The sequence below is a fragment of the Lysobacter sp. 22409 genome (assembly GCF_052045105.1).
Taxonomy (GTDB): Bacteria; Pseudomonadota; Gammaproteobacteria; order Xanthomonadales; family Xanthomonadaceae; genus Lysobacter; species Lysobacter antibioticus_B.
Window position 1 is genome coordinate 37,193 of sequence record NZ_JBQEOE010000017.1, and the last position, 24,926, is coordinate 62,118.

Genomic DNA, 24,926 nt, shown 5'->3' on the forward strand with positions numbered 1-24,926 from the left:
CGCAGGGGAGCTTCGTCAAGGAAGGCCTTTTCTTTGGTTAGCTTTCTTTTGGGCCAGCAAAAGAAAGTAACCCGGCCGCGATAGCGGACGGAAGCCTTGCTCTTGATTCAAGGGAACGCTGGAAGCCGGCAGGACGTGGTCGCGACTTGCGTCGCTCCTACCCGGGACTCCAGTCGGAAGCGGCGTGAGATCAGGGCGTCGTGGTCGCCGCTTCAAAGAGTAGGAGCGGCGCAAGCCGCGACCGCCGAAACTCGATTACGACGGCCCCTGCTGTGCCTCGACCTGCACAGCGATTGCGCCTGTTGGCCGGAGGCTTCTCCTCCACCGGGGTCGCGGCTTGCGCCGCTCCTAACGGGGTCGAACGAACTATTTCGGCTCGGATGTCACACGCTGACACCCTGGATCGTCGAACCGGTATAAGCCACTCAATCCCCACCGGAGAACGCCCATGAGCACCACCGCCCCGATCAAGTACGAACGCGAGATTCCCGAGATCCTGGCCCAGCTCGGCCAAGTCGAGGCCGCCGTCGCCGGCCTGGGCCTGGCCAAGCCGATCTATCACCTGATCAAGCTGCGCGCCTCGCAGATCAACGGCTGCGCCTTCTGCGTCAAGATGCATCTGCGCGAGGCCCGCGCCGACGGCGAAAGCAACGATCGCCTCGACCGCCTGGTGGTCTGGCGCCACGTCGCCGACTTCAGCGCCGCCGAGCGCGCCGCCCTGGCCTGGACCGAAGCCCTGACCACGCTCGACGAGCGCACCGACTACGGCGCGTTGCGCGAAGCCCTGCGCGAGCATTACAGCGAGCAGCTGATCGGCGCGATTTCCGCGGCGGCGGCGATGATCAATCTGTGGAACCGGTTGCAGGTGTCCAAGCACTGAAGGCCGCGATCCCGCGCATACTCGCCACCCCCATCGCCGCAAGACGCGGGCGGGCAGCGCCCGCCCCACGAACCGACTCATGAACGCTTCCGACGACTCCCAACTGTTCGCGCAATCGGCGCCGATGCTGATCGGTCTGGCCTATCGCATCCTCGGCTCGCGCGCCGACGCCGAAGACGCGGTCCAGGACACCTTCCTGAAATGGCAGGACGCCGACCGCAGCGGCATCGACAACCCCGGCGCCTGGCTGACCACCGCCTGCACCCGTCGCTGCATCGACCTGCTGCGTTCGGCCCACCGCACCCGCGTCGACTACATCGGCTCCTGGCTGCCCGAGCCGATCCAGACCGCCGCGGCCGAGCGTCCCGACGAACAGCTGTCGCTGGCCTCGTCGCTATCGACCGCGTTCCTGCTGTTGCTCGAACGGTTGACCCCGAAGGAGCGTGCGGCCTATCTGCTGTACGAGATCTTCGAGCAGTCCTACGCCGACGTCGCCCGCACCCTCGAGATCGAGGAGGCCGCCTGCCGCAAGCTGGTGCAGCGCGCGCGCGCCAACGTCGAACAGGAGAAAGTCCGCCACGTCACCCCGGCCGAGCAGCAGGACCAGTTGCTGGCCGCGTTCGAGACCGCATTGACCGAGGGCCGCACCGCGCCCCTGGCAGCCTTGCTGTCCGAACAGATCACCCTGCGCGCCGACGGTGGCGGCAAGGTCACCGCTGCGGCCGAAGCCCTGCATGGCCACGACGCGGTGCTGGGTTTCATCGAACGCATCCTGCACCCGGCCTGCCGCAACGACCGCTGGACCTTCGTCGACCTCAACGGCTCGCGTGGCGTGATCCTCGAACGCGAGGGCCGCATCGAAGCGGCGGTGAGCTTCGGCTACGACGAAGACGACCGCCTGCGCGACATCTTCATCATGCGCAACCCCGACAAGCTGGCGCGGTTGGAGGCGGTGAAGATTCGTTGAGGGTTCGGGAATCGGGAATCGGGAATCGGGAATCGGGAACAGCAAATCCCCCCTGCCCCCCTTTTTCAAAGGGGGGATGCCCGTCGGCCTCGACGAATCGCTATACCCTCGATGACCTAGCCAGCTTGTCCGGCTGAAGCCACGGGTTGCTCCCTCAACAAAGCCGCGTGCTGTTCCCCCCTTTGAAAAAGGGGGCAGGGGGATTTGCTCTAGCTCCGCACGGCGATCCCATCACCCCGAATCCGTCGCCGCAACGCCGACCGAGCGCAGATAGGCGTCGAGGCCGCGTTCGCGGGTGTCGACGAAACTCTCGCCGGTCGCCGCGTATTCGACGATGCGGTCCGGGCGGAAGCTGCGGAAATCGGTGCGCAAGCGGCACCAGGCGCCCAAGGTCCAACTGCCGCCCCAGAACGACAGACACAGCGGTTCGATCTCGCGCGCGCTGGCACGCGCCTCGCCGTCGCGGTAGACCACGCGCAGCACACGTTGTTCGAGCACCGCGCCGTGCAGGGCGTCGATCAGGCCGCTGGCCTCGATGCGGTTATCCAGCTGCGGGGCGAAGATGCGGGTGCGGGCGCTGCGGGCGCGCAGTTCCGGCGGCAGCACCGCTTCGATCTTGAGCAAGGCGGCGGTCGCGCCGCGGCCGAGGCGCTCGCCGCCGAAGGCGCGCACGAAACGCGTGCCGACCACCAGGGCTTCGAGCTCGTCGGGATTGAACATCAGCGGCGGGATGTCCGCGCCCTTGCGCAGCAGATAGCCAACCCCGGCCTCGCCCTCGATCGGCACGCCGGAGCGCTGCAGGTCGGCGACGTCGCGGTAGACCGTGCGCAGCGATACTTCCAGGGTCTGCGCCAGTTGCTGGGCGGTAATCGCATGGCGGCGTCCGCGCAGGGCATGGATCAGCAGGAACAGGCGGTCGGCGCGGCGCATCCGGCATGATCCCGCGCCGCCGCGCCAGGCTCAAGCGGCGGCGCGGGGTTAGCGGTTCGTCCGTCGCTGCCGGCGTTCATGCCCGCAGCTCCGAACGCGCAGTAGGCGCCAGCCGCAGCAGCTGCGGCGCCCGCCTGAGGTCGCCGAGCATCGCGTCGGCCAGCAGCGCGCGCCAACGCGGGTCGCCGTCCAGGGCGGCGAAGTGAGCGCGCTGCGCGGCTTCGTCGGCATAACCGGCGAACCAGACCAGCACTCGCTCGCCCTCGCGCACCGGCAGGCGTGGGTAACCGTTCGGCGACGGGTCGCTGACATAGGTCGCGAGCAATTCGGCGCCGCCGGCGCCGAGCAAGGGCACGAAGCGCTGCTCGAACAGCTCGCCGAAGCCGTCCTCGGCCGGCGCGCCCAGTTCGCAGATGCCGATTACGACCACGCCCTCGCCGCGCGCGGTGCTGCCTGCCGGCGCGCGGGCACTCGGCGCAACCGCGAACCCCGAGCCCGGCCGCAACGGCCGCAGCATCAGCACGTCGTCGTTGTCGAGCAGGGTCGCGTTGGCCGCCTCGCGATGGCGCTTCCAGATCGGCCCGCCGTAGAAAGCGTCGAGCGAAGCGGCCCGCAAGGCGTGATTGGGAAAGCCGCGCACCCAGGTGTAGCGGTCGGTCTGGTCGAGGTCGCGGAACTGCGCGATGACGTGCATGCCCACCGCCTCCTGCGATTCGACGAACTCGCGCTCGAACAGCTCAATCAGATCGTCGCGACGGCCCGGCTGCATCCGGTATTGGCGCAGCTCGATCACCGCGTCCTCGTGCAGCAGGCGGCCGTGCTCGTCGCTGCGGTGCATCCACATATGCCAGTTGGTTTCCCAGCTGGCGCCGCCGTCGACCGAGAATTCCTGATGCCAATGCGCGGTGTTGGCACTGATGTCGCTCCACACGAACTTGGCCAACACCGGCCGGCCTTCGTGTTCGAGTTCGCCATAGAACACGCCGACCCCGTTCTCGTAGCCGCCGACCACCGGCGGTTCGAGCACGCCGTCGTGGCTGCCGGCCCAATAGATGCTCCATTGCCGGCGTTCCAGGTTGAACAGGCGCAGGGTCATGCCCTGGAAGCCGTCCTCGGCGCCGGGACGGCCCCAGTCGGAGACGAAGGCGTCGACATTGCCGAGCCCGCCGAGCACCGGCGCGCAGGTCTGGGTGGCCAGAAAGATCTGCCAATCGTCGGAGCCGGCCAGACGCTCGCGCAGGCGTTCGTTGTGGACCTGCCAGCGGCCGTGCAGGAAATCGAAGTCGTGGCGGCCGTCGCCGGCCGTGCTCGTATCGTTCATCGCTCGAACCCTCGAAAGCAAACTCAAGCCTGCCGCGTCATCCACATGACCCAGTTGGTTTCCCAGGTGCGGCCCTCATCGGCCGACAAGGCCTGTTCCCAGCGCACGCTGTCGGCGGTGATCTCCGACCAGGTCGCGCGCGAGGGCAGCATCCGGCCTTCGTGCGCCTCCAGTCCATGGAACACGCCGACGCCGTCGCGGAAACCGCCGCTCAGCGGCGCTTCCAGCACGCCGTCGCGGTCGCTGGCCCAGTACACCTGCCATAGCTTGGTCGCCGGCTGGTACAGGCGCAGGGCGAAGCCTTCGATGCCGCCGCCCCAGGCGGTGAGGTAGCGGTCGACGCTGCCTAGCCCGCCCAGGATGGGCCGGCATTCGTCGGTGGCGTCGAACTCGATCCAGTCGTCGCTGCCGACCAGGCGCTTGGCCAGGCGTCGGTTCTTGACCTGCCAGCGGCCGTGATAGAAGTCGAAATCGTGGCGGCCGTCGTGGTCGGGCGCGGTCGGGCCGCCGCCGGCGGGCGCCGCCGCGGCCTCGGCGAACGGCGCGGCCTGCAGCACCGAACTCATCGCCGCGAGCTGCGCGCTCGCCCCCAACTGCAGGATCAATCGTCGTTGCCGGTCCATCTCGCGCTTCCCCCGTGGCCGCGTCGGGCCAGGCCGTGCCGATCGCACGCCGTCACTGTGCGCGGGGGCTGCTGCCAGCCTGCTGTCAGCAGGGCGGGGGGAAGGGCGAAAGCGCAAGCAAGGGCAAATCCCCCCTGCCCCCCTTTTTCAAAGGGGGGAGTACTTCGGGGTGTTTCGATCGGATCGGGCGGATGACACGAGCCGATCAGCACGCCTTGAATCGACCGCGCTTGCGAGTCGGCCAGGAACCGCTCCCGCACTCCATTCCCCCCTTTGAAAAAGGGGGGCAGGGGGATTTGCTGTTGCTGTTGCTGTTGCTGTTGCTGTTGCTGTTGCTGTTGCTGTTGCCGTTGCTCCGGCCCCAACAGCCCCCTCAAACCACCGGGGCCGCCGGAAACACCACCCGCACCTCGAAGCCGCGCCCCGGGCCGCGCGGGTCGTCGGCGCTGCGCTCCAGGCCTTCGCCGCATTCGATGCGGGCGCCGTGGGTCTGGGCGATGCGGGCGACCAGCGACAGGCCGATGCCGCTACCGCCATCGGGGCTGCCCGGGGCGCGGTAGAAGCGGTCGAAGATGCGCTGGCAATCGTCGACCGCGACCCCGGGGCCGTTGTCGGCGACGCACAGCGCCACCGCGCCGTCGCCATCGGCGTGGCAGGACACCGCGATGGTGCCGTCGGCGCCGGCATGGCGCACCGCGTTGTCGATCAGATTGCGCAGCAGGATGCCGAGCTGGTCGACGTCGCCGAGCAAACGGGTCGGCTCGGCACGCAGGCTGATGCGTTGGCGGCGTTCGCGCGCCAGGGTCTCGAAGTCGCGGATCACCAGCACGATCAGGTCGGACAGGTCCAAGGGCGCCAGCCGCACCGATTCCTCGCCGGCATCGAGCCGGGCCAGGTCGAGCAGCTGTTCGGACAGGCGTGCGCTGCGCTGCACGCCGGCGCGCAAGCGCAGCAACGCGGCGTTCTTTTCTTCCAGGGTGTCGGCACGCAGGGCCAGCTCGGCATGGGTGCTGAGCACCGCCAACGGCGTGCGCAGTTCGTGGGCGGCGTCGGCGATGAAGCGGCGCTCGTGCTGGACCGCGGTGTCGACGCGTTCGAGCTGGCTGTTGAAGGCGTCGACCAGGGGCCGGAATTCGTTCGGCAGCTCGGCACTCGGCAGCGGCGTCAGGTCGAGCGGCGGGCGCTGGCGCAAGGTGTCGCGCAAGGTCGTCAGCGGCCGCAGCGAGCGGCCGATCACCATCCACATCGCCAGGCCGAACACCACCAGGATCAGCGCCGCGGCCAACAGGCTGCCGAGGATCCAGCCCTGCAGCTCCTGGATCGCCATCTGCTTGGTACGGCCGACCTGCACCACCAGGCCGCGCTGGCGGTCGGTGAGGCTGTAGACCTGCCAGCGCTCGCCATGGATCTCGCGGCGGGCGAAGCCGTCGCGGAAATCCGGCTTCAACGGTTCCAGCGGCGCGGCCGCCGAATACACCACGTTGCGGCCCTGCGCCCACACCTGGAAGCTCATCTTGCGATCGGCGGCGACCGGCACGGTGACGCGCTTGGGATCGCGCGAGGGCAAGCGCTCCAAGCCTTCCGGCATCGACGCCAGCACCTGCTCGGCGATCTCGCGCAGCGAGTTGTCGAGAAAGCCGGTGTGTTCGCGGCCGAGCTGCCAGATCTGGCAGCCCATCCATACGAACCAGGCCAGCAGCACGCTCTTGATCAGGACGAAGGTCAGGCGCCAGCGCAACGAGCGCGTGCCGCGGCAACGTTTGTCGGCGACCGCCGCGGGCGCGGCCGGCGCAGGCGTAGCGGGTGCAGGCGCAGCGGGCGCGCTCATGCCGCCCCCGCGCCGACGCGATAGCCGTAGCCGTGCACGGTCACGATCAGGTGTTCGCCGAGCTTGCGCCGCAGCTGGTGCACGTACACCGCGATGGTGTTGCTTTCGATGGTGCCGGAGCTGCCGTACACGGCTTCCTCGAGTTGCTCGCGGGTGACCACCCGGCCCTGGCGTTCGAGCAACAGCATCAGGGTGCGGAACTCGTGCCCGCTCAGCGCAACCGGCTCGCCGTCGCGGGTGACCAGGCGCCGCGCCGGGTCGAGCACCACCGTGCCGCAGCTCAGCACCGGCGAGACCCGGCCCTGGCTGCGCCGCATCACCGCGCGCAGACGCGCACACAACTCGTCGAGCTGGAAAGGTTTGACGATGTAGTCGTCGGCGCCGGCATCGAGCCCGGCGATGCGTTCGCTGAGCTTGTCGCGCGCGGTCACGATCAACACCGGGGTGGCGTCGTAACGGCCGCGCAGGGTCGCCAGCACGCCCAGGCCGCTGCCGCCGGGCAGGCCGAGATCGAGCAGGACCGCGTCGAAGTCGTGATCGACCAGGGCGGTCTTCGCCAACGGCGCATCGGCGACCCAATCGACGCGCCAACCGTCGTGTATCAGGCCTGCGCGCACCGCCTCGGCGAGCATCGCGTCGTCTTCCACCAGCAGGATGTTCATGCCTCGCCTTGCGTCACCTTGTCGCATCGCCGGCCGCACAGTGCGCCGGCACGATTAAAAACTTCTTAAAAGCGGGCGCGCAGGATGCGCTGCATCCCGTGCATCCCGGTCAGGAGCCTCGCCATGCTCGCCCCGCCGTTCTTCGCCGCCGCTGTCGGCGCCTCGCGCGCACCGCTGCCGACGATGCTACCCCCGCCGGCGCGGATCGACGCGCCCGCGTCGTCGCCGCCGCCGCGGCGACGACGACGCAGCGCCGATGCCCCTGCCCGTACCGCCTCCTCCCCCTCCCGGAATCCACCGCCCATGAAGCCCCAGCTTGCCGCCCCCGACCCGTCCGCCCTCGCGCCCAGGACCTTGGCCGGTCTGGTGGTCCGCCCGGTGGTCCGCGAAGACGCCGCCGTGCTGATCGAGCTGTGCAACGAACACGCCGAGCAGCTCGCCCTGGAACGCCGGCCCTACGGCCCGCCGCGCAGCGATGCGCTGGAGTTGATGGAAGTGCTGTTCGAGCCGCCGTTCGGCGCCTGGGCCTGGATCGCCGAGGTCGACGGCCTGCACGTCGGCTACGCCAGCGCCACCGCCGGCTTCTCGATGCTCGAACGCGCCTATTGCCTGCAGCTCGACGACCCCTACCTGCGCGCGCCCTGGCGCGATCGCGGCATCGAGGCCGAGTTGTTCCGCCAGGCGCTGGATGCGGCTCGCCGCTTCGGCTGCCTCAACCTGCAATGCCAGTCGCCGGTCTGGAGCGATGCCGCGCGCGGTGCCGACGCCCCGGTGCGCGCGTTGCGCATGGACGCGATGCGCTACGTAGTGCGGATGGACAGCGAGACCGCCGAAGCCTGAGCCTCGAACGCGGATCCGCTGCCCCCTCAGGCGGACCGCGGCTCGCGCTCGAACAGATCCGACTGAACGGCGCCGTCCTCGTCTTCGGCGAAACCCGACAGGCCGACGCCGACCAGCCGGAACAGGGTCTGCGCCGGCAGCTCGACCCGCGCGCGCAGCGCGCAGGCGATGTCGGCCAGTTCGGCCTCGTCGGCGGGCGGATGCGCCGCGGTCAGGCTGCGGGTGAGGATGCGGAAGTCGGCGGTCTTGAGTTTCAACACCACGGTCCGCGCGACTCGCCCCGGGCTGCGCTGCAGTTCGCGCTGATAGCCGGCCCAGGTCTTGCCGGCGAGGCGGCGGATGTCGGCCTCGACCTGCTCCAGCGGCAGGTCGCGCTCGAAGGTGTCCTCCGAGGACACCTGCAGGGTCGGCCGCTCCGGCTCGACCGCGTTGTGGTCGATGCCGAGCGAGAGTTCGTGCAAGCGCCGGCCCCAGCGGCCGAAGCGCTGTTCCAGAGCGACTGCGCCGAGTGCGCGCAAGTCGGCGACCACGCTGACGCCGAGTTCGGCGAGCTTGGCCTCCATGACCTTGCCGACCCCGGGCAGGCGCCCGACCGGCAGCGGCGCCAGGAAGGCCTCGACCTGATGCGGGCGGATCACGAACAGGCCGTCGGGCTTGTTCCAGTCGGAGGCGATCTTGGCCAGGAACTTGTTCGAAGCCACCCCGGCCGATGCGGTCAGCTGGGTCTCCTCGCGGATCGCCGCGCGAATCGCCTCGGCGGTCGCGGTCGCCGACGGCAGTCCGGTCTTGGTGGTGGTGACGTCGAGATAGGCCTCGTCGAGCGACAAGGGTTCGATCAGGTCGGTGTGACGGGCGAAGATCTCGCGCACCTGGCGCGAGACCGCCTTGTAGCGCACGAAGTCCGGCGGCACGAACACCGCCTGCGGGCACAGGCGTTCGGCGCGCACCGCCGGCATCGCCGAGCGCACGCCGAACTTGCGCGCCTCATAACTGGCCGCGCACACCACCGAACGCGCGCCGCGCCAGGCCACCACGACCGGCTGGCCGCGCAATTCCGGCGCATCGCGCTGCTCCACCGACGCGTAGAACGCGTCCATGTCGACGTGCAGGACTTTGCGGCTGGGCGCGGATTCGGACACGGCACCGGGGCAGACGGACGAACGCGCCATGGTAGCGCTTCGCCGCCTGCCTGCTTGCGCCGTGTCGGGCGCTTATCCGCATGAATCGGTTCCAGCGCGCGACGCCGACGCCGCGACGCTCAGAGCGGCTGGTACAGCACTTCCAGCTGATCGACGCTGTTGAGGCCGGCGCCGTAGGTGCCGTCGCCGCGATCGACCTGCCCGGCGTTCGGCAGCGCGTTGACCAACGCAGCGAAAGCGTCCGGGACATTGTCCTGCCACAGCTCGATCTGGCCGACGATGGATTGATTCTCCGGGAAGCCGGCCAGCAACGCGGTCACGGTGGGCACATCGGCGGCGGTGAACTGCTGATCCTGGTCGTTCACCATCACCAGATGGATGCCGATGACCTCGGTGGCATCGACATTGCTGGCGACGATGCCGATGCAGGAAGTGAAGTTGCCGAACTGCACCGTCGGCACGGGCTGGCCGTTGACCGGCAGAATCGCCTGCGCGCTGGCCCATTCGCATTCGCCGATGTTAAGCGGGGTGAAGCAACGAGCGATCTGATAAGGCATCTGAAGTCTCCTGTGGGTGGGACGCAGCGGATGCAGCGCCGGAGTTCCTTCTAGCGGCCCCGACCGCGGTGCGATATGCGGACGCGGTCCGCAGCGCGGCATCGTGTCGGCTCCGGCATCGCAAAGGCTTTGGCATCGCGTTGGATCCGGCGCGCAAACGCCGCCTGCGTCGCGGATCGCCCTGCGCACCGCCATCGCCGCTTCACGGCCATGCGCCGGCCGCGTTCTGGCGGACATGACTATCTCTCTACGCACAGACGCCGACGAAGCGGCCATCGAGTCGCATCCCTGCTTCGCCGGCCTGCCGGAACCGGAATCGGTCGAGTTCGAAGTCCTGTGCCGGTTCTGTGAAGCGCACCGGGTCGAAGTGCTGTCGTCGCTGCCCTGGGTCGCGGCCGAGGTCGCCGCGCTCGAAGGCTTCGACGCCATGCTGCGGCTGGTGCGCCGCCACGGCGGCCGCCGGCTGTACCTGTCGCGCAGCCGCAAGGCCTGCTCGACCCGGCTCGGAGTGGAGCTGGACGCCCCCACCCACCGCCGCCTGCTCGAGCGCGCCAGCGCCGCCGGCACCATCGAGATCCCTTCGGCCTGGGGCGTGTTCGTCGGCCTGCGCCGGGTCGGCATCCGCGCCGCGGTGCGTGCCGGCCGCAGCCAGCGCGAGGTCGCCCAGACCTTCGGCGTGACCGAGCGCCATCTGCGCCGCGAAGCCGACAGCCTGCGTCCGGACTGACGTCGCCGCGCCTGATTGCGGCCCGCCTCATGCGCCCCGCCTGAATATGGGGCCCCGGCCGGACTGCGCCGCGCGCACGGCATCGGCGACAATGGCGGCCCTCGCCGCCACCGTCCCCGCCATGTCCGCCACCTCCCCCGTTCCCAGCAGCATTTCCCTGACCCGCTACCTGATCGAAGAACAGCGCGCCGGACGCATCAACCCCGACCTGCGCCTGCTGATCGAAGTCGTCGCCCGCGCCTGCAAGACCATCTCCATCGCAGTCGGCAAGGGCGCGCTCGGCGGCGTGCTCGGCGAAGCCGGCACCCCCGGCGAAGCCAGCATGAACATCCAGGGCGAGGCACAGAAGAAGCTCGACGTGCTCAGCAACGAGATCCTGCTCGAAGCCAACGCCTGGGGCGGCCACCTCGCCGGCCTGGCCTCGGAAGAGATGGACACCTCGCACCCGATCCCGGACGTCTACCCGCGCGGCAACTACCTGCTGCTGTTCGATCCCCTCGACGGCTCGTCCAACATCGACGTCAACATCTCGGTCGGCACCATCTTCTCGGTGCTGCGCTGCCCGGACGGCGTGACCCAGGCCGCCGACAAGGACTTCCTCCAGGCCGGCACCGAACAGGTCTGCGCCGGCTACACCACCTACGGCCCGAGCACGATGCTGGTGCTGACCATCGGCAACGGCACCCATGCCTTCACCCTCGACCGCGAAGTCGGCAGCTTCGTGATGACCACGCGCAACATGACCATTCCCGAGGAAACCAAGGAATTCGCGGTCAACATGTCCAACCAGCGCCATTGGCAGCCGCCGATGCAGGCCTACGTGGCCGATCTGCTGGCCGGCAAGGAAGGCCCGCGCGGCAAGGACTTCAACATGCGCTGGGTCGCCTCGATGGTCGCCGACGTGCACCGCATCCTGACCCGCGGCGGCATTTTCAGCTATCCGCTCGACGCCAAGTGCGCCGACAAGGGCGGCAAGCTGCGCCTGATGTACGAAGCCAACCCGATGAGCTTCCTGGTCGAACAGGCCGGCGGCGCCGCCAGCACCGGCCGTCAGCGCATGCTGGAAGTGCAGCCGACCGGCCTGCACATGCGCGTGCCGGTGTTCATCGGCAGCAAGCAGGAAGTCGAAACCGCGGTGCGTTACCACCGCGAGCACGATGCTGAACAGGCTTGATCCAGGCTTGAACGCCCTCTGAAACGGCGGCTCTCCCCGCTCTCGGGGAGAGCCATCGGGCCGACGGACCCGATTCGCGCGGTACGCTGCGCAGCACCGAATTCCTCACCAAGCTGAACACGTTGCCCCATTGCTGAATCGGCTTTTTTCCGCTGCCTAAACGCGCATCGTGGGCCAGACCGGTCGTCCGATGACCGGCTTTGCTTCGAGTGTGCGTTAGTAGTAAGACTTGCGGTAATTGCCGGCGCCTTGCGCCCGCGGGGAAGAACAATGTCGAACAGCACTCGGCGCGACCTGGGGGGTCGCTACGCGACCAACGGCGTGGCATCGCCGAAACTTGCGATAGCGCGCGACATCGGAGGCCGCGAACTCCTCTATCTGAGCCCCGGCGGCGCCGGGCGCATGCACGCCCTGGCGGCGTTGCAGACTTTAGGCTGGACCTTGCGCCGCGCCGTCGATGCGCGCGCCGCGCTGCGTATGTTGCACGCCAACCTGCGCCTGCCGCATGCGGTGTTGATCGATCTGCGCGAAGGTTTCGATGCGCGCGATCTCGAAGAACTCGGCCCAGCCTTGAGCGCACATAACGCCGGCTGGATCGCCGGCGTCTCCACGGACCAGATCGAAGACCCGGTCGTGCGCCGCCTGATTCGCGACTACTGCTACGACTACGTCACCCTGCCCTGCCCCGAGGCCGTGCTGCATACGGTGATCGGCCACGCCTACGGCATGGCCGCGCTGGCCTGCGGTCACAACGACGATGCCGTATCGAGCTACGTCGATGGCATGGTCGGCGAAAGCGACGCCATGCGCTCGCTGTGCCGGATCTTGAACAAGGCCGCCTCGACCGACGCGCCGGCCTTCATCGCCGGCGAAACCGGCACCGGCAAGGAACTCGCGGCGATGGCGATCCACCGCCATTCGCGCCGCCAGCGCAATCCCTTCGTCGCGATCAACTGCGGCGCGATTCCGCACAACCTGATCGAGTCGGAGCTGTTCGGCTACGAACGCGGCGCCTTCACCGGCGCGCAGCAGCGCAAGCTCGGCCGCATCGAAATGGCCAACGGCGGCACCTTGTTCCTCGACGAAATCGGCGACCTGCCGCTGGAAAGCCAGACCTCGCTGCTGCGTTTCCTCGAACAAGGCAGCATCGACCGGCTCGGCGGTCAGGGCCCCACCAAGATCGATGTGCGCATCATCTCCGCGACCCATCACGACCTCGACCTCGCCGTCGCCGAGGGCCGTTTCCGCAGCGACCTCTATCACCGCCTGTGCGTGCTGCGCCTGCAGCTGCCGCCGCTGCGCGAACGCGGCGGCGACATCGACCTGCTGGCCGACTACGCACTGCAGCGTTATTCGCAGGAAAACACCCGCGGCCTGAAGGGGTTTTCGCCGTGCGCGCGCCAGGCCATGCACCGCCACGCCTGGCCCGGCAACGTGCGCGAATTGATCAACCGCGTGCGCCAGGCCGTGGTGATGGCCGAAGGCCGCTACATCACCGCCGCCGACCTGCGCATCGGCGCGCTCGGCGACGGCCAGCCGATGACCCTGGAAGAAGCCCGCGACGCCGCCACCCGCGAAGCGATCGAACGCGCCCTGCACCGCAACCGCCGCCGCCTCGGCGAATCGGCGCGCGAGCTCGGCGTGTCGCGGGTCACGCTGTATCGGCTGATGCAGAAGCTGGGCATGCGCAGCAACGAAGAGGACGTGCCCGAGGAAGCCGAGACCGCCTGAGCGGCGCCCTCGCCTAGCGCTTGGCTTCTTCCAGCGAACGACGCGGCAGGTCGATGGTGAACACGCAGCCGGAACCCGGAAGGTTGCGGACGCTGAGCTCACCCTTGTTGGCCAGGATGCTGCGGCGGGCAATCGATAATCCCAATCCCAACCCGCTGGTGTCCGCGCCGGCCTGGGTGAACGGATGGAACAAGCGCTCGGCATCGCCCGGCGGCAGCCCGCCGCAACGATCCTCGACATCGATCAGGATGCGGTCGGCGGCGGCATAGGCGTTGAGAACGATCTCGCTGCCGGGATGGGAAAACTTGAACGCGTTCTGCAACAGATTGCCCGCCGCCGACAACAGCAGGTCGCGGTCGGCATCGACCGCCAACAGCGGGTCGACGTTCGAGACGGCCAGGCTGCAGTTCCTGACCTGCGCTTCGAGCGACGCCGACAGTTTGATCTCGGCGATGAAATCGGCCAGCGAAAACAGGTGCTGATGCACCGGCATCCCGGCGGTCATGCGCACCTCGGCCAGCGAACGGTCTATCAGGTTGCTCAGGCTCACCAAGGCGCGGTCGAGCACGCCGCCGGTGGCGCCGCCCAGGCCGACGTTGCCTTCCTTGATGATCGACAGCGCCAGCGTCGCGGTGCAAAGGTGGTTGCGAAGTTCGTGGGCGAAGAAGCCCAGCTTCTCGTTCAGGACGTCGACCTGCTGGCCGGCGAGAGCGAAATCGTGTTGATAGCCGAATTCGGTCACCGCATTGGCGATCGCATTGTCGAGGCAGCGATTGAGCGTCCTGAACTCGTCGATGTCGATTTGCATGCCGCGTTCGAACGCCAGGTCGGTGATCGCCTGGCACAGGTCGCCGTAGTCGTGGACGACCGCATCGATGCTGAAACCGTGAGCCAGCAATTCCTTGCCGTGCAGCGCCGCACTTTCGCCGATTTCCGACAGAGCCGGCTTGCCGCCGCCGGTGGGGCCGGACACCTTGCGGCTGCGCGCGGGCTCGGACGTTTGTTCGACCTGCAGGGTCTTGATGAGCTGCTCCAGGAACACGGTGATTCCGTGTTCCAGCTCCACCTCCGGCACGCCCGGCGGCGCGCGCCGGGCAACCTTGACCCGGCATCGGGCGATCAGATCGGCGCGGTTCGATGTGAGGAACTCATGCATCATTCCGGCACGATACGCGGCCCTTGTTCAGTCTGTTGTGGCGACGGCCGGCCCGCGGACGGGCGGAACCGTCCACCCGCATCGGATCGGCCGGCGTATCGCCAGACCGCGCGCTGCCGCCGCGCCTGCCACCCACCGCGGAGCATTAGATATGTTCTTTAATATCAACTACCTATAGCGGATTCCGGGGCCGCGCCATCGACTCCGGCAGCCGTCGCCTACGCGCATCGTACCGGTCGCGGCGGCCCGGCCGCGTCGATTCGCCGCCTTGCCGTTCGTCGGATGGATATCACCCCAAACGACGGAGCACCGCTATGAGGATCTATTGGATCAAGGCCCAGGCACCGCGACGGGTACTGGCGCTGGTGAAACACCTCGGCATCGACGCAGAGCTGATCGAGAAAGACCTGATGGCCGGCGAGCTCAAGGCCGCCGACTACGCCGCCCTCAACCCCAACTGCAAGGCGCCGACCCTGGTCGATGGCGACCGGGTGCTGTGGGAATCCTCGGCGATCATGGCCTACCTGTGCATCAAGCACGGCTCGGACCTGTGGCCGGCGCACTCGCCCGACGAACAGATCGACGTGCTGCGCTGGCTGTCGTGGAACGATTGCCACTGGGCGAACGCGGTCGCGCCGTTCTACTTCGAGCACGTGGTCAAGAGCACGTTCGGACTCGGCCCGCCGGACCTGGAGCTGTTGAAGGCGGAAACCGCGGGACTGATCCGATTCGCCCGCGTGCTCGACGCCCACCTTGCCGATCGCCGCTACGTGGCTTGCGGCCGGCTGACGATCGCCGACTTCCAACTCGCCTCGATGGCGGCCTATTGGCGCGAATCGGAAATGCCGCTCGAACCCTACGCCCACATCCGGCACTGGCTCGACGACCTGATGCGCATCCCGGCCTGGGCCGCCCCCTGGCCAAGCGAAACCCGGCCGCTAACTGAGGTCGCGGTTGCGGCGGGCTGAGCCCCGCATCGCCATCCGTGAGCGCCGAGTGCGTCGGTTGCGCGCTCTTTCTCACATCGCCCCCTTTGGCAAAGGGGGCGAGCGCCCGGCAGAGCGCGAGGTCCGATGCGGCCTTCGGCGCGGGGGATTTGCTGTTCGGCGCCATGCATTGCAAGCAACGCAAGCAGTTCCCTGCCCCCGATGCGGAGAAGGAACAGCAAAAGCAAGAGCGCCGGACAAAAAATCGGGACGGAGGCCTCACACCTCCGCCCCGGCGCGAGCGTCGTCGAAAGCGACGCCTCTCCCGCAGAAAACCTGCCTGATGTTCGTGCCCCATGCTCCCCTGGCGCAGTTCCCCTGTTGCAATGCCTGCGTTGCGACTCCCCTGGTGCGACTCCCCGGTACGATTCCCCTAGAACGAGCGCGAAGTGCGCATCGCGAATACGAAGTTCGGCGCGTCCGGCGTCAGGCCCGCGGCGATCTGGCCGTTGAAGGTCCACCCCGACGGCAGCACATAACTGGCACCGATGTTGAGCGTGGTGCTGTTGCTGGAACTGCCCGGCACGCGCCGCTTCGGCCCGCCGGGCGCGGTGGTGTGGGTGGCGCCGGTGGCGGCGGTGGCGACGCTGAAACTGACCGCGGAACGATCGTTGAGGGCGATGGCCAGGCCACCGCTCAGCAAGATGGTGTTGCCCAGTTCGACCCGCGCCGGCGAAACCTGTTCGGCCACCGGCGAGATGTCGTCGAAGTCCCTGGGCTGGTTGTAGGTGTAGCCGATGTTGCCGAACAGGATCACCGGATCGTAGGTGCGCAAGGCCGAGACATTGAACGTCGCGCTCCAGATACCCGAACCGGTCGGCAGGTTCTCCGGAATATTGAGGTTGTTGTTGTCGTCGTCGGGTTGGATCAACTTGAGGCCGAACGGGTCGCGCCCGGTCGGCGCGCGTACCCGCAGGCTGGTGACGATGTCGGGCCAGCGCTGCGACTCCTTGACCCACTGGTAGTAGGCCGCAACGCTGGCATCGCCCATGCCTTGCGAACGCATGTTGACCTCGCTGACCACGCTGGAGGCGCCGCCGGCGCCGCCGCTGACGAATCGCGAATCGCGGTACACGTAGGGCAGGCTGGCTTCGACGCTGAAGCGGTCGGTGAAACCGTAGCGGCCGGTGAGGTCGACGGTGGCGACGGTGGCCTTGGTCTGGTCCAGGTTGATGCTGCCGAGGAAGATCGCATCCAGCGCCAGGAACCCGCTCAGCGCGAGCTGGCGGCGGTCGTAGTAGCTGTAACTCAGGCCGGTATCGAGGGTGAACTTGCGCTCGAACAAGGGCGCGTGTTCGCGCACCACCAGGGCTTTTTCCCGCTCGCGGCGTTGCGCGTCTTCCTCGCGTTGGGTCTGGCCGACCTGGACCGGTCCGTCGCGCTCCTGGGCGTCGTTGGCGGCGGTCGTCGAGGCCTTGCGCCGCGCTTCCTCCGAAGCCTCGCGGGCGATCTTGCTGGCGTTGTCCTGGTAGCCGGCATCGCCCGGTGCGTCGAGCCCGCGCCCGCGTTGGCTCAGTTCGAGTTCGTCGACCTGATTGCGCAGCCGCTCGATCTCGGCGCGCTGCGAAGCCAGCTCGCGGCTCATGTCGAGCATGCGTTGGTGCAGGGATACGGTGTCGGCGCCGTCTTCGGCGGCGAACGCCTGTGCGCTCAGGACGAGCGACAGGGCCAGGGTCAACGGAGTCAGCACGGCACGCATGGTCTCGACATCCTTAGCAAGAGTGAAACGTGCCGCTCAGCGCGGCAACGAACGCAGACTTTCCAGTGCCTGCAGCAGGCCGAGCTGGCCGCCCTGTTGCGGCGTGATCGCCGAGGTAACCAGCTGCAGTTGCATGCGGTTGCTGCCGTTGAGGTCGTTGCCGGCGATGCGGCCGAGCTGGACGATGCCGCCCTGCGCGCCGGCATCGAGGTGTTGCTGCAAGGACGCTCCGGGGCCGGCGACGCCCAGCTGCACGCCGCCGTCGAGGAAGGTCACCTGCGCGGTCATCGGCCCGGCGCCGGCCTGGCTCTGGGTCTGGCCGTTGAAGCCGCTGGCGTCGACCTGTTCGACGAACTGGATCGCGGTCAGATTGGACAAACGGTTGCGGTCGCCGGCGATCTGCGCGATCTGGCCGATGCCCTGGACCTGCAACGCCTCGGCGCCGCTCGCGCTGGCGTTGTCCGCGAGCGGCGCGTCCAGGCCGGCTTCGGCCTGGCTGCGCGCATCGACCTGCACGACATAGCCGGTGCCGGCGCGCTCGATCAGCAGCGAACCGCTGGCGACCGCGGCGCCTTGTTGGGCCGTGGCCAGGCTCGACACCAGGTCCACGCGCAGACCGACCAACATCTGCGCACCGAAGTACCTGCCGCAGACGGTCGCGAGCGTGGCCTCGTCGACCAGTTCGGCTTTCAGAGGGGGCAGGGCGACCGCGGGTTGGACCGCGGCCGCCGCTGCCACGAGGGCCGTGAACAGGGCACAGGGGAGTGATGGACGGTTCATCGGGCACCTCGAACGCTTTGCGTGCGCACCGGATCGATGCGCGGACATTCAGAACAAATCGGTAATCACCAGGCCGAACTCGACCACCCGCGGCGGCGCGGTCGCGCGATCGAGCGCATCCACGCGCCGCAACAGGGCCGGCGAACTGCGATGGCTGACCAGATAGGAATCGGCGCGCATCGGCCGGTCGCCGACCACCGCCAGCACGATGCCGTTCCAGCCGCGGACGAAATCGCCTTCGAGCATCACCCGATGGCCGAGCGCGGGATCGGCGACGAACACGCGTCCGCCGGCAGCGCCCTTGACCACGACGAAATGGCGATAACCCTTGAGATCGAGCAGGGCGATCACCGGCATCTGCAAGCGGTACAAGGCATCGGCCTCGATGCGGAACCCATGCGCGCGCAGACCGACGCTTTCGACGTAACGCTTCATGTCGAGCATCGAGAAGCCGTTGCGCACGACTTCGTTGGGATCCACGCCGACCATCATCTTCTTGATCAGTTCCGGCTCGCTCACGTCCATGCCGTAGCCGTAATGCAACAGGCTGGCCAGCGCGGCCGAGCCGCAACTGAAGTCGTAGCGCTGCTGGAGCAGGTCGCGATAGCGCAGGTCGCGCATCGTGCGCATGGTCTTGACCACCGGCACCGCGCCGGTGCCGGCCAGCCGGGTCAGATCGACGGTGCTGCTGCGTTCGACCGGCGCTTGCGCGTGGCCGGCGCCGCACCACGTTGCGGCACCCAGGCAGACCGTCATCCAGAAACCCAGCGAACGCATGTCGATACCGCCCTGAGATCGTAGCCGGCCGTCGCGGCCGGCACGGGAGGAAGGACATCCGCGGCGACCCTGATGACGGTCGCCGCGGATGGACGCAACAACGACGGTCAGTCGCCGCAGTTCGCGCCGCAGGTCGGCGGCGGCGGGGGTGGCGCGCAGGCGCCGCAGGACGCGGTCGCGATCGACAGGCCGTTGTGCTGCAGATTGCCGACGCCCGAGGCGACGTTGACGCCGATGTTGCCTTGCGCACCGGACAGGGCGTTGCCGTCGAGCGTGGCGAACAGATCCAGGCTCATGCGGCGGCCTTCGCTGTCGAGCAGGTTCATCGTCGACATCTGCTCGCTGTCGGAGGTCGCGATGGCGAGCCGGCCGGAGCTGTTGACCGACGCGGCCATGCCGTTGCCCTGAACGTTGCCGACGCCCGCGGCGACGTTGACGCCGATGTTGCCCTTGGCATTCGACAATGCGTTGCCGTCGAGCGTGGCGCTGTAGTAGGTGTGGTCGGTGTTGGTGGTGGCGTAGTTGTCGGTCGAGCTCTGGCTGCCGAACACCATCGCCGACGCGAACACCTTCTCGCCGTCGACCGCCGACAGGGCGGTGTCGTTGGCCTGAACGTTGCCGACGCCGGCGGCGACATTGGCGCCGATGTTGCCTTGCGCATCCGACAGCGCGTCGCCGCCGAGATGGGCGTCGTGATCGCCGTCGCCGAGCGACCAGTTGCTGACGGTGGTCTGGTCCTGATCGACGGTGGCGGCGGATTCGGATGCGACGCGGATCTTGCCCTTGACCCGGACCCGACCCGATACGTCGACACTGTTGCTTACGCGGGTGCTGCTGTAGATCTCGGCGTCGTCCCCTTCGGCCAAGGCCGGCAAGGCGAGGCTCGAGACCAAGGCAAGCGCCAGCAGGCGGTGGTGAAGTTTCATGTCCAGTCTCCGTAGGCTTCGAAACAGCGCGCGAAACGGCCGCGGCCTGCGCCGCGGCCGCGCGCGGATCAGTCGCAGCTACCGCAGGACGCGGTGGCGATCGACAGGCCGTTGTGCTGCAGGTTGCCGACGCCGGCGGCGACGTTGGCGCCGATGTTGCCCTGCGCGCCCGACAACGCGTTGCCCGCGAGGGTCGCGAAGGTATCGAGATCGCAAGCGGCCGCCAGGGTGTTCAACCAGGCGTCCTGCTCGCTGTCGGAGGCGGCCTTGGCGATCGTGCCCGAGCTGTTGACCGATGCGGCCATGGCATTGCTCTGCGCGTTGCCGACGCCCGCGGTCACGTTCACCCCGATGTTGCCCTTGGCATTGGACAGCGCGTCGCCGTTGAGGGTGGCGCGGTAATCGGTGTCCTGCTGCGACGAGTAGGCGAAGTTGAAGCTCGATTCCTGGTTGTTGAAGGTCATCGCCGAAGCGAACACCTTTTCGCCGTCGACCGCGGACAACGCGGTGTCATTGGCCTGGGCGTTGCCGACGCCGGCGGCGACGTTCGCGCCGATGTTGCCCTGTGCGTCCGACAAGGCGCTGCCGCCGAGGTGGGCGGTGTGGTCGCCGTCGCCGAGCGACTCGTTGGCCAGGGTGGTCTGATCCTGGTCGACGGTGGCGGCGGATTCGGATGCGACGCGGATTTTGCCCTTGACCCAGACGCGGCCGTGCACGCCGACGCTGTTGCTGACGCGGGTGGAGCTGTAGATGTCGGCGTCGTCGCCTTCGGCATAAGCCGGCGCAGCCACAGCCACGCCGAGTGCGAGGGCAAGCAGGGTGAAATGAACTTTCATGATCTCTCTCCTGGTGGTGGTTGATATCGCCTTGCGTCTGCCGCTTTTTTTTAAAAGCCCCCGGGCAGTTGGAGCACGATGGCGTTGGCCGACGCGTTGCCGACCCCCGCCGTCTGATTGATTTGCAGCACGCCTTCGCCGCCGCGGAAGGCGTCGCCGGCGATCGTCGCTTCGCGCATACGCGGTGCGTCGGCGGCGGCATCGTTTTGGGTTTCGCCGGCGATGGCGGCCAGCGCGGCATCGTCGAGCGCGCCGTCGTCCAGGCCGGCCAGCGCGCTGCCGGTCGCGAGCACGAACAGATTCGCCTGGGCATTGCCGGCGCCGGCGCTCTGGTTGAGCGAGAGCAGCCCGCGACTGTCGGCGAAGGCACCGGCACCGATGCGCGCGGAGGCATCGCGCGATTCGTTGTGCGCATCGGACGCGGCCTGGTTCGCCTGCGCCGATGCGAGCGCCGTGCCCGCGGGCGCGGCCGCGATCGCCGCGAGGTTGCTCTGCACGTTGCCCACGCCCGCGGTCTGGTTGATCGCGGCGCGGCCATCGAGCGAACGGCCGCTGTCGGCGCCGATGCGGGCATGGTCGGCACCGTTCGCAGACGGGACTTCGCTCGCCTCGGTGTCGGTCGACAGGGCGGTCGCGAACAGACACACCGCCAGCCACAGCGGCGCCAGGCGCAGCGGACGCAGACGCGCGCTCATCGGCCGTTCCCCTGAGGCGCCAAGGCCTGCATCACGCTGCCGGTGACCAGGTCGGCGATGCCGGCGGTCGCATTCGTCACCGCTCCGCCGACGCTGGCGGTCGGGCCCATCGGCGCGGTCGCCGACGGACCGAGCAAGCCGGCGCCGAGCGATTCGGTCGGCACCAGCAGGCCGGTCAGGGCCCCGGTCGCGGCGCTCGGGCTGAGCCCGCTGGAACCGTGCTGGCCGAGCTCGGCGTCGCCGATCAGGGGCGCCAGCGAACGGTCCAGGGTGCCGTGGAAGACCTGGCCGGGGAAGGTCGTCGCCACGGTGCGGATCGGGTTCTCCTGCGCGGGCAGGGCGCGGTAGGCGATACGCGGGTGGACGGTGCGGGCGATGACCACGGTCGGGTCTTCGCTGGCCGGACCGGCCTGCTGACCTTGGGCTGCACCGGCGAACATGACGAACATCGTGGCGAGGCCCAACGCCGCCGCGCGCGCCGCCGCCGGCTGCGAGGTCTGGGAAAAGCGGCAGGAGATCGCGGACATGGCTCGGGCTCCAAGACGACTAGGGGGTCGACGGCCGCGTCGCTTCAGCGATACGGGTGATGGACCTAGTGCGAGAGTCGTGCCAACGACATAAGAAATTGAATTTATTAGAAATTTATTCAGCCAGTAGCGGCGTGACCGGCGTAGCTGAACGAAAACGTTACAAGCGCGGAACGCGTCTTGCCGAGGCGGGCGACCGTCCCGAGCGCGGCGAAATCGCGCAATGGCTTGATTCAGTGGCTGTATAGGCTCGCGAGGAAGATGTGTAAACAGGCACACACTGGGCGTTGCCTTTTTGCAACGCGCCTCGCGTGCGAGGATGGCCGCCTTCCCGCGCTCGCTTCCCAAGCCATGTCATCGACGATCGACGCCCCGGACGATTTCATCGAGGTCTATCCCGAGGCCCTGACGCGCGAGCAATGCGCGGACCTGCTGCGTCGGTTCGACGCCAGCCGCGAGAGCGAGCCGGGCCGGGTCGGCGGCGGCGTCATGCCCGACCTCAAGGACAGCCGCGATCTGACCATCACCGGGCGCGAAGGTTGGAAGGACATCGAGATCGCCTTGAACCTGGCGGTGTTCCGCGGCCTGCTGAGCTATCTGCGCCGCTACCCGCACACGATGATCGCGCCGCTGATGCTGGAAGCGCCGTCGGCCGACGGCAAGCGCCACCGTCTCACTCCCGAACGCATGGCCGAGATGGACGACAACGCGCTGGCGCCGATCGCCCAGACCGTGTTCCGCCCAGGATCGATCAACCTGCAGCGCTACACCGCCGATCGCGGCGGTTATCCGTACTGGCATTGCGAGCTGTACCCGCGCGACCCGGGCGCCGAGACCCTGCACCGCCACGTGCTGTGGACGATCTACCTCAACGACGGCTTCGAGGAAGGCGAGACCGAGTTCCTGTATCAGCGCCGCAAGATCGTCCCGCGCGCCGGCGACCTGCTGATCGCACCGGCCGCGTTCACCCACACCCATCGCGGCAATCGGCCCAAGGGCGGCGACAAATACATCGCGACCAGCTGGATTCTGTTCCAGCGCGCAGAGCAGTTGTTCGGCGGGCGCTGAGGCTATACGCGTGAGGCGGGTTGGGTAGCGCGCAAAGGCAAATCCCCCGGCGCAGCCGTTACACAGGCAGCCGTTTTATCCAGGCGCCAGCCCCCTTTTTCAAAGGGGGCGAATCGACGTGTGCTCGACGAAGTCGTCGCACATTCGACTAGCACGTACTCGATCAGATCGCCTGCAGCGCGTCCGACGCAATCGCCTGGAGCTGTGAAGCAAATCCTCCGGCGCAGCCGTTACACAGTCACCCGTTTCACGCAGGCGCCAGCCCCCTTTAAAAAAGGACGAGTTGACGCGGCCATAGCTCGTATAGGTTCGAATCCCACGCGCAAATTCCCCCCTTTGGAAAAGGGGGGCAGGGGGGATTTGCTGTTGCTGTTTGCTGTTGCTGTTTGCTGCTGCCGAGTCGTCGCTACCGGCCGTTCCGGCCACGACCACCGCTGCCGCGGCGACTCACGGATTGCGCGGGTGGTTCAACACCAGCCAGTACAGGCCGACCTGTTTGACCGCCCACACGAACTGCTCGAAATCCACCGGCTTCTGGATGTAGCTGTTGACCCCGAGCGCGTAGCTCGCCTCGACGTCGAAGGGCTCGGTGCTGGTGGTCAGCACCACCACCGGCAGGGTGCGGGTGGGCTCGTGGGCGCGGATCGCCTGCAACACTTCGCGGCCGTCGACCTTCGGAAGATTGAGGTCGAGCAGGACGATCGAGGGCAGGTCGTTGGGGTCGCGATCGGAATAACGGCCACGGGCGAACAGGTAATCCAGCGCCTCGGCGCCGTCGCCCATCACCACCAGCCTGTTGGCGATCTTGGCCTCGTCGAAGGCGAGCCGGGTCAGCTCGACATCGTCGGGATTGTCTTCGACCAGCAGGATTTCCTTATGCATCTGGGTTTTCCTCGCCTGTCGCGGCGACAGGCAATTCCACTATGAAAGTACTGCCCGCACCGGGCTGCGAATGAGCGCGCAGCTCGCCGCGGTGGCGTTCGACCACGCGGCGCGCGATCGCCAGGCCCAAACCGTGACCGCCGCCCTGGTCCGGCCCGTGCAGGCGCTGGAAGGGCTCGAACAGCTTGTGAGCATATCGCATGTCGAAACCGGCCCCGTGGTCGCGGATGGTCAGCAGCAGACGGCCCGCGACGGTCTCGCCGCTGACCTCGATGCGCACCGGTTCGACCTGGCCCTCGCGCTCGCACGAAAACTTCCATGCGTTGTGCATGAGCTGGTTCAACATCAGCTTGAGCAAGCGTTCGTCGCCTTCGACCTGCAGGCCGGGCTGGACCGAAACTTCGCCGCGATGGCGCGGATCGGCGTCCTGCAGCTCGGCGCCGACCCAGTCGGCGAGCAGGCTCAGGTCGACCGGCGCGACCCGCATCTCGGCGCGGGTCACGTGCGACAACTCGGTCAGCGCCGCGAGCAGACTGGTCATGCGCGAGGCCGCGGCGCGGATGCGCCCCAGGTAATCGCGATCGGTCTCGTTCAAGCGTTCGATCGCGCGTTCGCTGAGCAGGGCCGAGAAACTTTCGATCGAGCGCAGCGGCGCGCGCAGATCGTGGGCGACCGCGTCGGCGAACAGCTGCAACTGGCGGTTGGAGGCGTCGAGCGCGGCGCCGCGTTCCTCGATGCGGGCGCTCAGGGCGATGCCGGCCTCGCGCTCGCCGCGGATGTCGCGCATGTGCGAGATGAAGTACTGCGGCGCGCCGGACTCGTCGCGCATCACCGCGACGTTGAGCTGCACCCAGACCTCGCTGCCGTCGCGATGCACGTAGCGCTTGTGCTCGTCGACCGAGGCCAGGCTGCCGTTGACCAACGCGGTGACCAGGTTGTTGCTGATCGCCAGATCGTCGGGGTGGGTCACTTCGCTGTAGTGATGGCCGCGCAACTCGTCTTCGCGATAGCCCAGCATCGCGCACAGCGCCGGATTGATTTCCAGCCAGATGCCCTCGATCGAAACGATGGCCATGCCGATGTTCGACGCGGCCATGGCCTGACGGAACCGATCGTCGCCCATCTTCGACGCCACCGCAGCGGTGGCGTGGTCGGCGGTGGTCGTGGCGCGCGGTAGGCTCATCGGTGCAGGGGCAAGGGTCTTCGGCGGATTAT

The 24,926-nt window shown here is 68.1% G+C and carries 26 protein-coding genes; 8 read left to right on the forward strand and 18 right to left on the reverse strand.

Going from position 1 to position 24,926, the window contains the following annotated elements:
* Window positions 1-448: 448 nt before the first annotated feature.
* Window positions 449-880, forward strand: coding sequence for a carboxymuconolactone decarboxylase family protein (locus ACTJJK_RS10880; RefSeq protein WP_440730193.1), 432 nt, complete (start codon window positions 449-451; stop codon window positions 878-880).
* A gap of 79 nt (window positions 881-959) precedes the next feature.
* On the forward strand, window positions 960-1,847 hold the full coding sequence (sigJ, locus tag ACTJJK_RS10885; RefSeq protein ID WP_223619168.1) for an RNA polymerase sigma factor SigJ: 888 nt from the start codon (window positions 960-962) through the stop codon (window positions 1,845-1,847).
* A gap of 231 nt (window positions 1,848-2,078) precedes the next feature.
* Here the strand turns inward: sigJ and ACTJJK_RS10890 are convergent, their stop codons facing one another.
* The 6 genes from ACTJJK_RS10890 to ACTJJK_RS10915 form a co-directional block, all read right to left on the reverse strand.
* A complete protein-coding gene (locus ACTJJK_RS10890) occupies window positions 2,079-2,777 on the reverse strand; it encodes a helix-turn-helix transcriptional regulator (protein WP_031374278.1) in 699 nt (232 codons plus the stop codon).
* 76 nt (window positions 2,778-2,853) lie between these two features.
* A complete protein-coding gene (locus tag ACTJJK_RS10895) occupies window positions 2,854-4,098 on the reverse strand; it encodes an NIPSNAP family protein (RefSeq protein ID WP_440730194.1) in 1,245 nt (414 codons plus the stop codon).
* A 23-nt stretch (window positions 4,099-4,121) separates the two neighbouring features.
* The gene (locus tag ACTJJK_RS10900; RefSeq protein ID WP_440730195.1) at window positions 4,122-4,721 is read right to left on the reverse strand and encodes a hypothetical protein; all 600 of its coding nucleotides are present in this window, start codon (window positions 4,719-4,721) and stop codon (window positions 4,122-4,124) included.
* 373 nt (window positions 4,722-5,094) lie between these two features.
* Window positions 5,095-6,549, reverse strand: coding sequence for an ATP-binding protein (locus tag ACTJJK_RS10905; RefSeq protein WP_440730196.1), 1,455 nt, complete (start codon window positions 6,547-6,549; stop codon window positions 5,095-5,097).
* Window positions 6,546-7,211 (reverse strand): response regulator transcription factor, encoded by a 666-nt coding sequence (locus ACTJJK_RS10910; RefSeq protein ID WP_031374282.1) that lies wholly within the window; start codon window positions 7,209-7,211, stop codon window positions 6,546-6,548. Before ACTJJK_RS10910 ends, ACTJJK_RS10905 begins: the two co-directional genes overlap by 4 nt.
* A 65-nt stretch (window positions 7,212-7,276) precedes the next feature.
* The gene (locus tag ACTJJK_RS10915) at window positions 7,277-7,516 is read right to left on the reverse strand and encodes a hypothetical protein (RefSeq protein ID WP_440730197.1); all 240 of its coding nucleotides are present in this window, start codon (window positions 7,514-7,516) and stop codon (window positions 7,277-7,279) included.
* Between ACTJJK_RS10915 and ACTJJK_RS10920 the strand changes: the two genes are divergently transcribed.
* Window positions 7,515-8,051 (forward strand): N-acetyltransferase family protein, encoded by a 537-nt coding sequence (locus ACTJJK_RS10920; RefSeq protein ID WP_440730198.1) that lies wholly within the window; start codon window positions 7,515-7,517, stop codon window positions 8,049-8,051. The genes ACTJJK_RS10915 and ACTJJK_RS10920 overlap by 2 nt on opposite strands.
* Window positions 8,052-8,077: 26 nt before the next feature.
* Here ACTJJK_RS10920 and dinB read toward each other — a convergent pair whose 3' ends face one another.
* Window positions 8,078-9,220, reverse strand: coding sequence for a DNA polymerase IV (gene dinB / locus ACTJJK_RS10925; protein ID WP_440730199.1), 1,143 nt, complete (start codon window positions 9,218-9,220; stop codon window positions 8,078-8,080).
* Between the two features lie 89 nt (window positions 9,221-9,309).
* Complete coding sequence (locus tag ACTJJK_RS10930) at window positions 9,310-9,747, reverse strand: hypothetical protein (RefSeq protein ID WP_031374286.1); 438 nt, start codon at window positions 9,745-9,747, stop codon at window positions 9,310-9,312.
* Window positions 9,748-9,982: 235 nt separating this feature from the next.
* Here ACTJJK_RS10930 and ACTJJK_RS10935 point away from each other — a divergent pair, with 235 nt between their 5' ends.
* From ACTJJK_RS10935 to ACTJJK_RS10945, 3 genes are all read left to right on the forward strand, one after another.
* Complete coding sequence (locus ACTJJK_RS10935; RefSeq protein WP_031374287.1) at window positions 9,983-10,474, forward strand: hypothetical protein; 492 nt, start codon at window positions 9,983-9,985, stop codon at window positions 10,472-10,474.
* A gap of 121 nt (window positions 10,475-10,595) precedes the next feature.
* Window positions 10,596-11,648: a class 1 fructose-bisphosphatase gene (locus tag ACTJJK_RS10940; RefSeq protein ID WP_031374288.1), complete on the forward strand. Its 1,053-nt coding sequence runs from the start codon at window positions 10,596-10,598 to the stop codon at window positions 11,646-11,648.
* Between the two features lie 270 nt (window positions 11,649-11,918).
* The gene (locus ACTJJK_RS10945; RefSeq protein ID WP_223619162.1) at window positions 11,919-13,379 is read left to right on the forward strand and encodes a sigma-54 dependent transcriptional regulator; all 1,461 of its coding nucleotides are present in this window, start codon (window positions 11,919-11,921) and stop codon (window positions 13,377-13,379) included.
* A gap of 13 nt (window positions 13,380-13,392) precedes the next feature.
* Here ACTJJK_RS10945 and ACTJJK_RS10950 read toward each other — a convergent pair whose 3' ends face one another.
* The gene (locus tag ACTJJK_RS10950; RefSeq protein WP_440730200.1) at window positions 13,393-14,535 is read right to left on the reverse strand and encodes a sensor histidine kinase; all 1,143 of its coding nucleotides are present in this window, start codon (window positions 14,533-14,535) and stop codon (window positions 13,393-13,395) included.
* Between the two features lie 314 nt (window positions 14,536-14,849).
* On the opposite strand from ACTJJK_RS10950, the gene ACTJJK_RS10955 reads away from it, so the two are divergent.
* Window positions 14,850-15,503, forward strand: coding sequence for a glutathione S-transferase family protein (locus ACTJJK_RS10955; protein WP_440730201.1), 654 nt, complete (start codon window positions 14,850-14,852; stop codon window positions 15,501-15,503).
* Window positions 15,504-15,894: 391 nt separating this feature from the next.
* Here the strand turns inward: ACTJJK_RS10955 and ACTJJK_RS10960 are convergent, their stop codons facing one another.
* The 7 genes from ACTJJK_RS10960 to ACTJJK_RS10990 all read right to left on the reverse strand — a co-directional run bounded on the left by ACTJJK_RS10960 (window position 15,895) and on the right by ACTJJK_RS10990 (window position 21,761).
* Window positions 15,895-17,220, reverse strand: coding sequence for a transporter (locus tag ACTJJK_RS10960; RefSeq protein ID WP_440730202.1), 1,326 nt, complete (start codon window positions 17,218-17,220; stop codon window positions 15,895-15,897).
* A gap of 36 nt (window positions 17,221-17,256) precedes the next feature.
* Entirely contained in the window at window positions 17,257-18,000 is a 744-nt protein-coding gene (locus ACTJJK_RS10965; RefSeq protein ID WP_223619158.1) for a hypothetical protein, read from the reverse strand.
* Between the two features lie 48 nt (window positions 18,001-18,048).
* Window positions 18,049-18,777 carry a C39 family peptidase gene (locus tag ACTJJK_RS10970; protein WP_223619157.1) on the reverse strand — a complete coding sequence of 243 codons (729 nt, stop codon included), beginning with the start codon at window positions 18,775-18,777 and terminating at the stop codon, window positions 18,049-18,051.
* A gap of 107 nt (window positions 18,778-18,884) precedes the next feature.
* Complete coding sequence (locus tag ACTJJK_RS10975) at window positions 18,885-19,703, reverse strand: hypothetical protein (protein ID WP_440730203.1); 819 nt, start codon at window positions 19,701-19,703, stop codon at window positions 18,885-18,887.
* 68 nt (window positions 19,704-19,771) lie between these two features.
* The gene (locus tag ACTJJK_RS10980) at window positions 19,772-20,539 is read right to left on the reverse strand and encodes a hypothetical protein (protein WP_031374296.1); all 768 of its coding nucleotides are present in this window, start codon (window positions 20,537-20,539) and stop codon (window positions 19,772-19,774) included.
* 50 nt (window positions 20,540-20,589) lie between these two features.
* Window positions 20,590-21,234: a hypothetical protein gene (locus ACTJJK_RS10985; protein ID WP_440730204.1), complete on the reverse strand. Its 645-nt coding sequence runs from the start codon at window positions 21,232-21,234 to the stop codon at window positions 20,590-20,592.
* The gene (locus ACTJJK_RS10990; RefSeq protein WP_440730205.1) at window positions 21,231-21,761 is read right to left on the reverse strand and encodes a hypothetical protein; all 531 of its coding nucleotides are present in this window, start codon (window positions 21,759-21,761) and stop codon (window positions 21,231-21,233) included. The genes ACTJJK_RS10985 and ACTJJK_RS10990 overlap by 4 nt, the downstream gene beginning before the upstream one ends.
* A 351-nt stretch (window positions 21,762-22,112) precedes the next feature.
* Here ACTJJK_RS10990 and ACTJJK_RS10995 point away from each other — a divergent pair, with 351 nt between their 5' ends.
* Window positions 22,113-22,829, forward strand: coding sequence for a 2OG-Fe(II) oxygenase (locus ACTJJK_RS10995; RefSeq protein WP_031374299.1), 717 nt, complete (start codon window positions 22,113-22,115; stop codon window positions 22,827-22,829).
* Between the two features lie 447 nt (window positions 22,830-23,276).
* On the opposite strand, the gene ACTJJK_RS11000 is transcribed toward ACTJJK_RS10995, so the two are convergent.
* Window positions 23,277-23,711 carry a response regulator gene (locus ACTJJK_RS11000; RefSeq protein ID WP_031374300.1) on the reverse strand — a complete coding sequence of 145 codons (435 nt, stop codon included), beginning with the start codon at window positions 23,709-23,711 and terminating at the stop codon, window positions 23,277-23,279.
* The gene (locus ACTJJK_RS11005) at window positions 23,704-24,894 is read right to left on the reverse strand and encodes a sensor histidine kinase (protein ID WP_051885461.1); all 1,191 of its coding nucleotides are present in this window, start codon (window positions 24,892-24,894) and stop codon (window positions 23,704-23,706) included. The genes ACTJJK_RS11000 and ACTJJK_RS11005 overlap by 8 nt, the downstream gene beginning before the upstream one ends.
* Window positions 24,895-24,926: the final 32 nt, after the last annotated feature.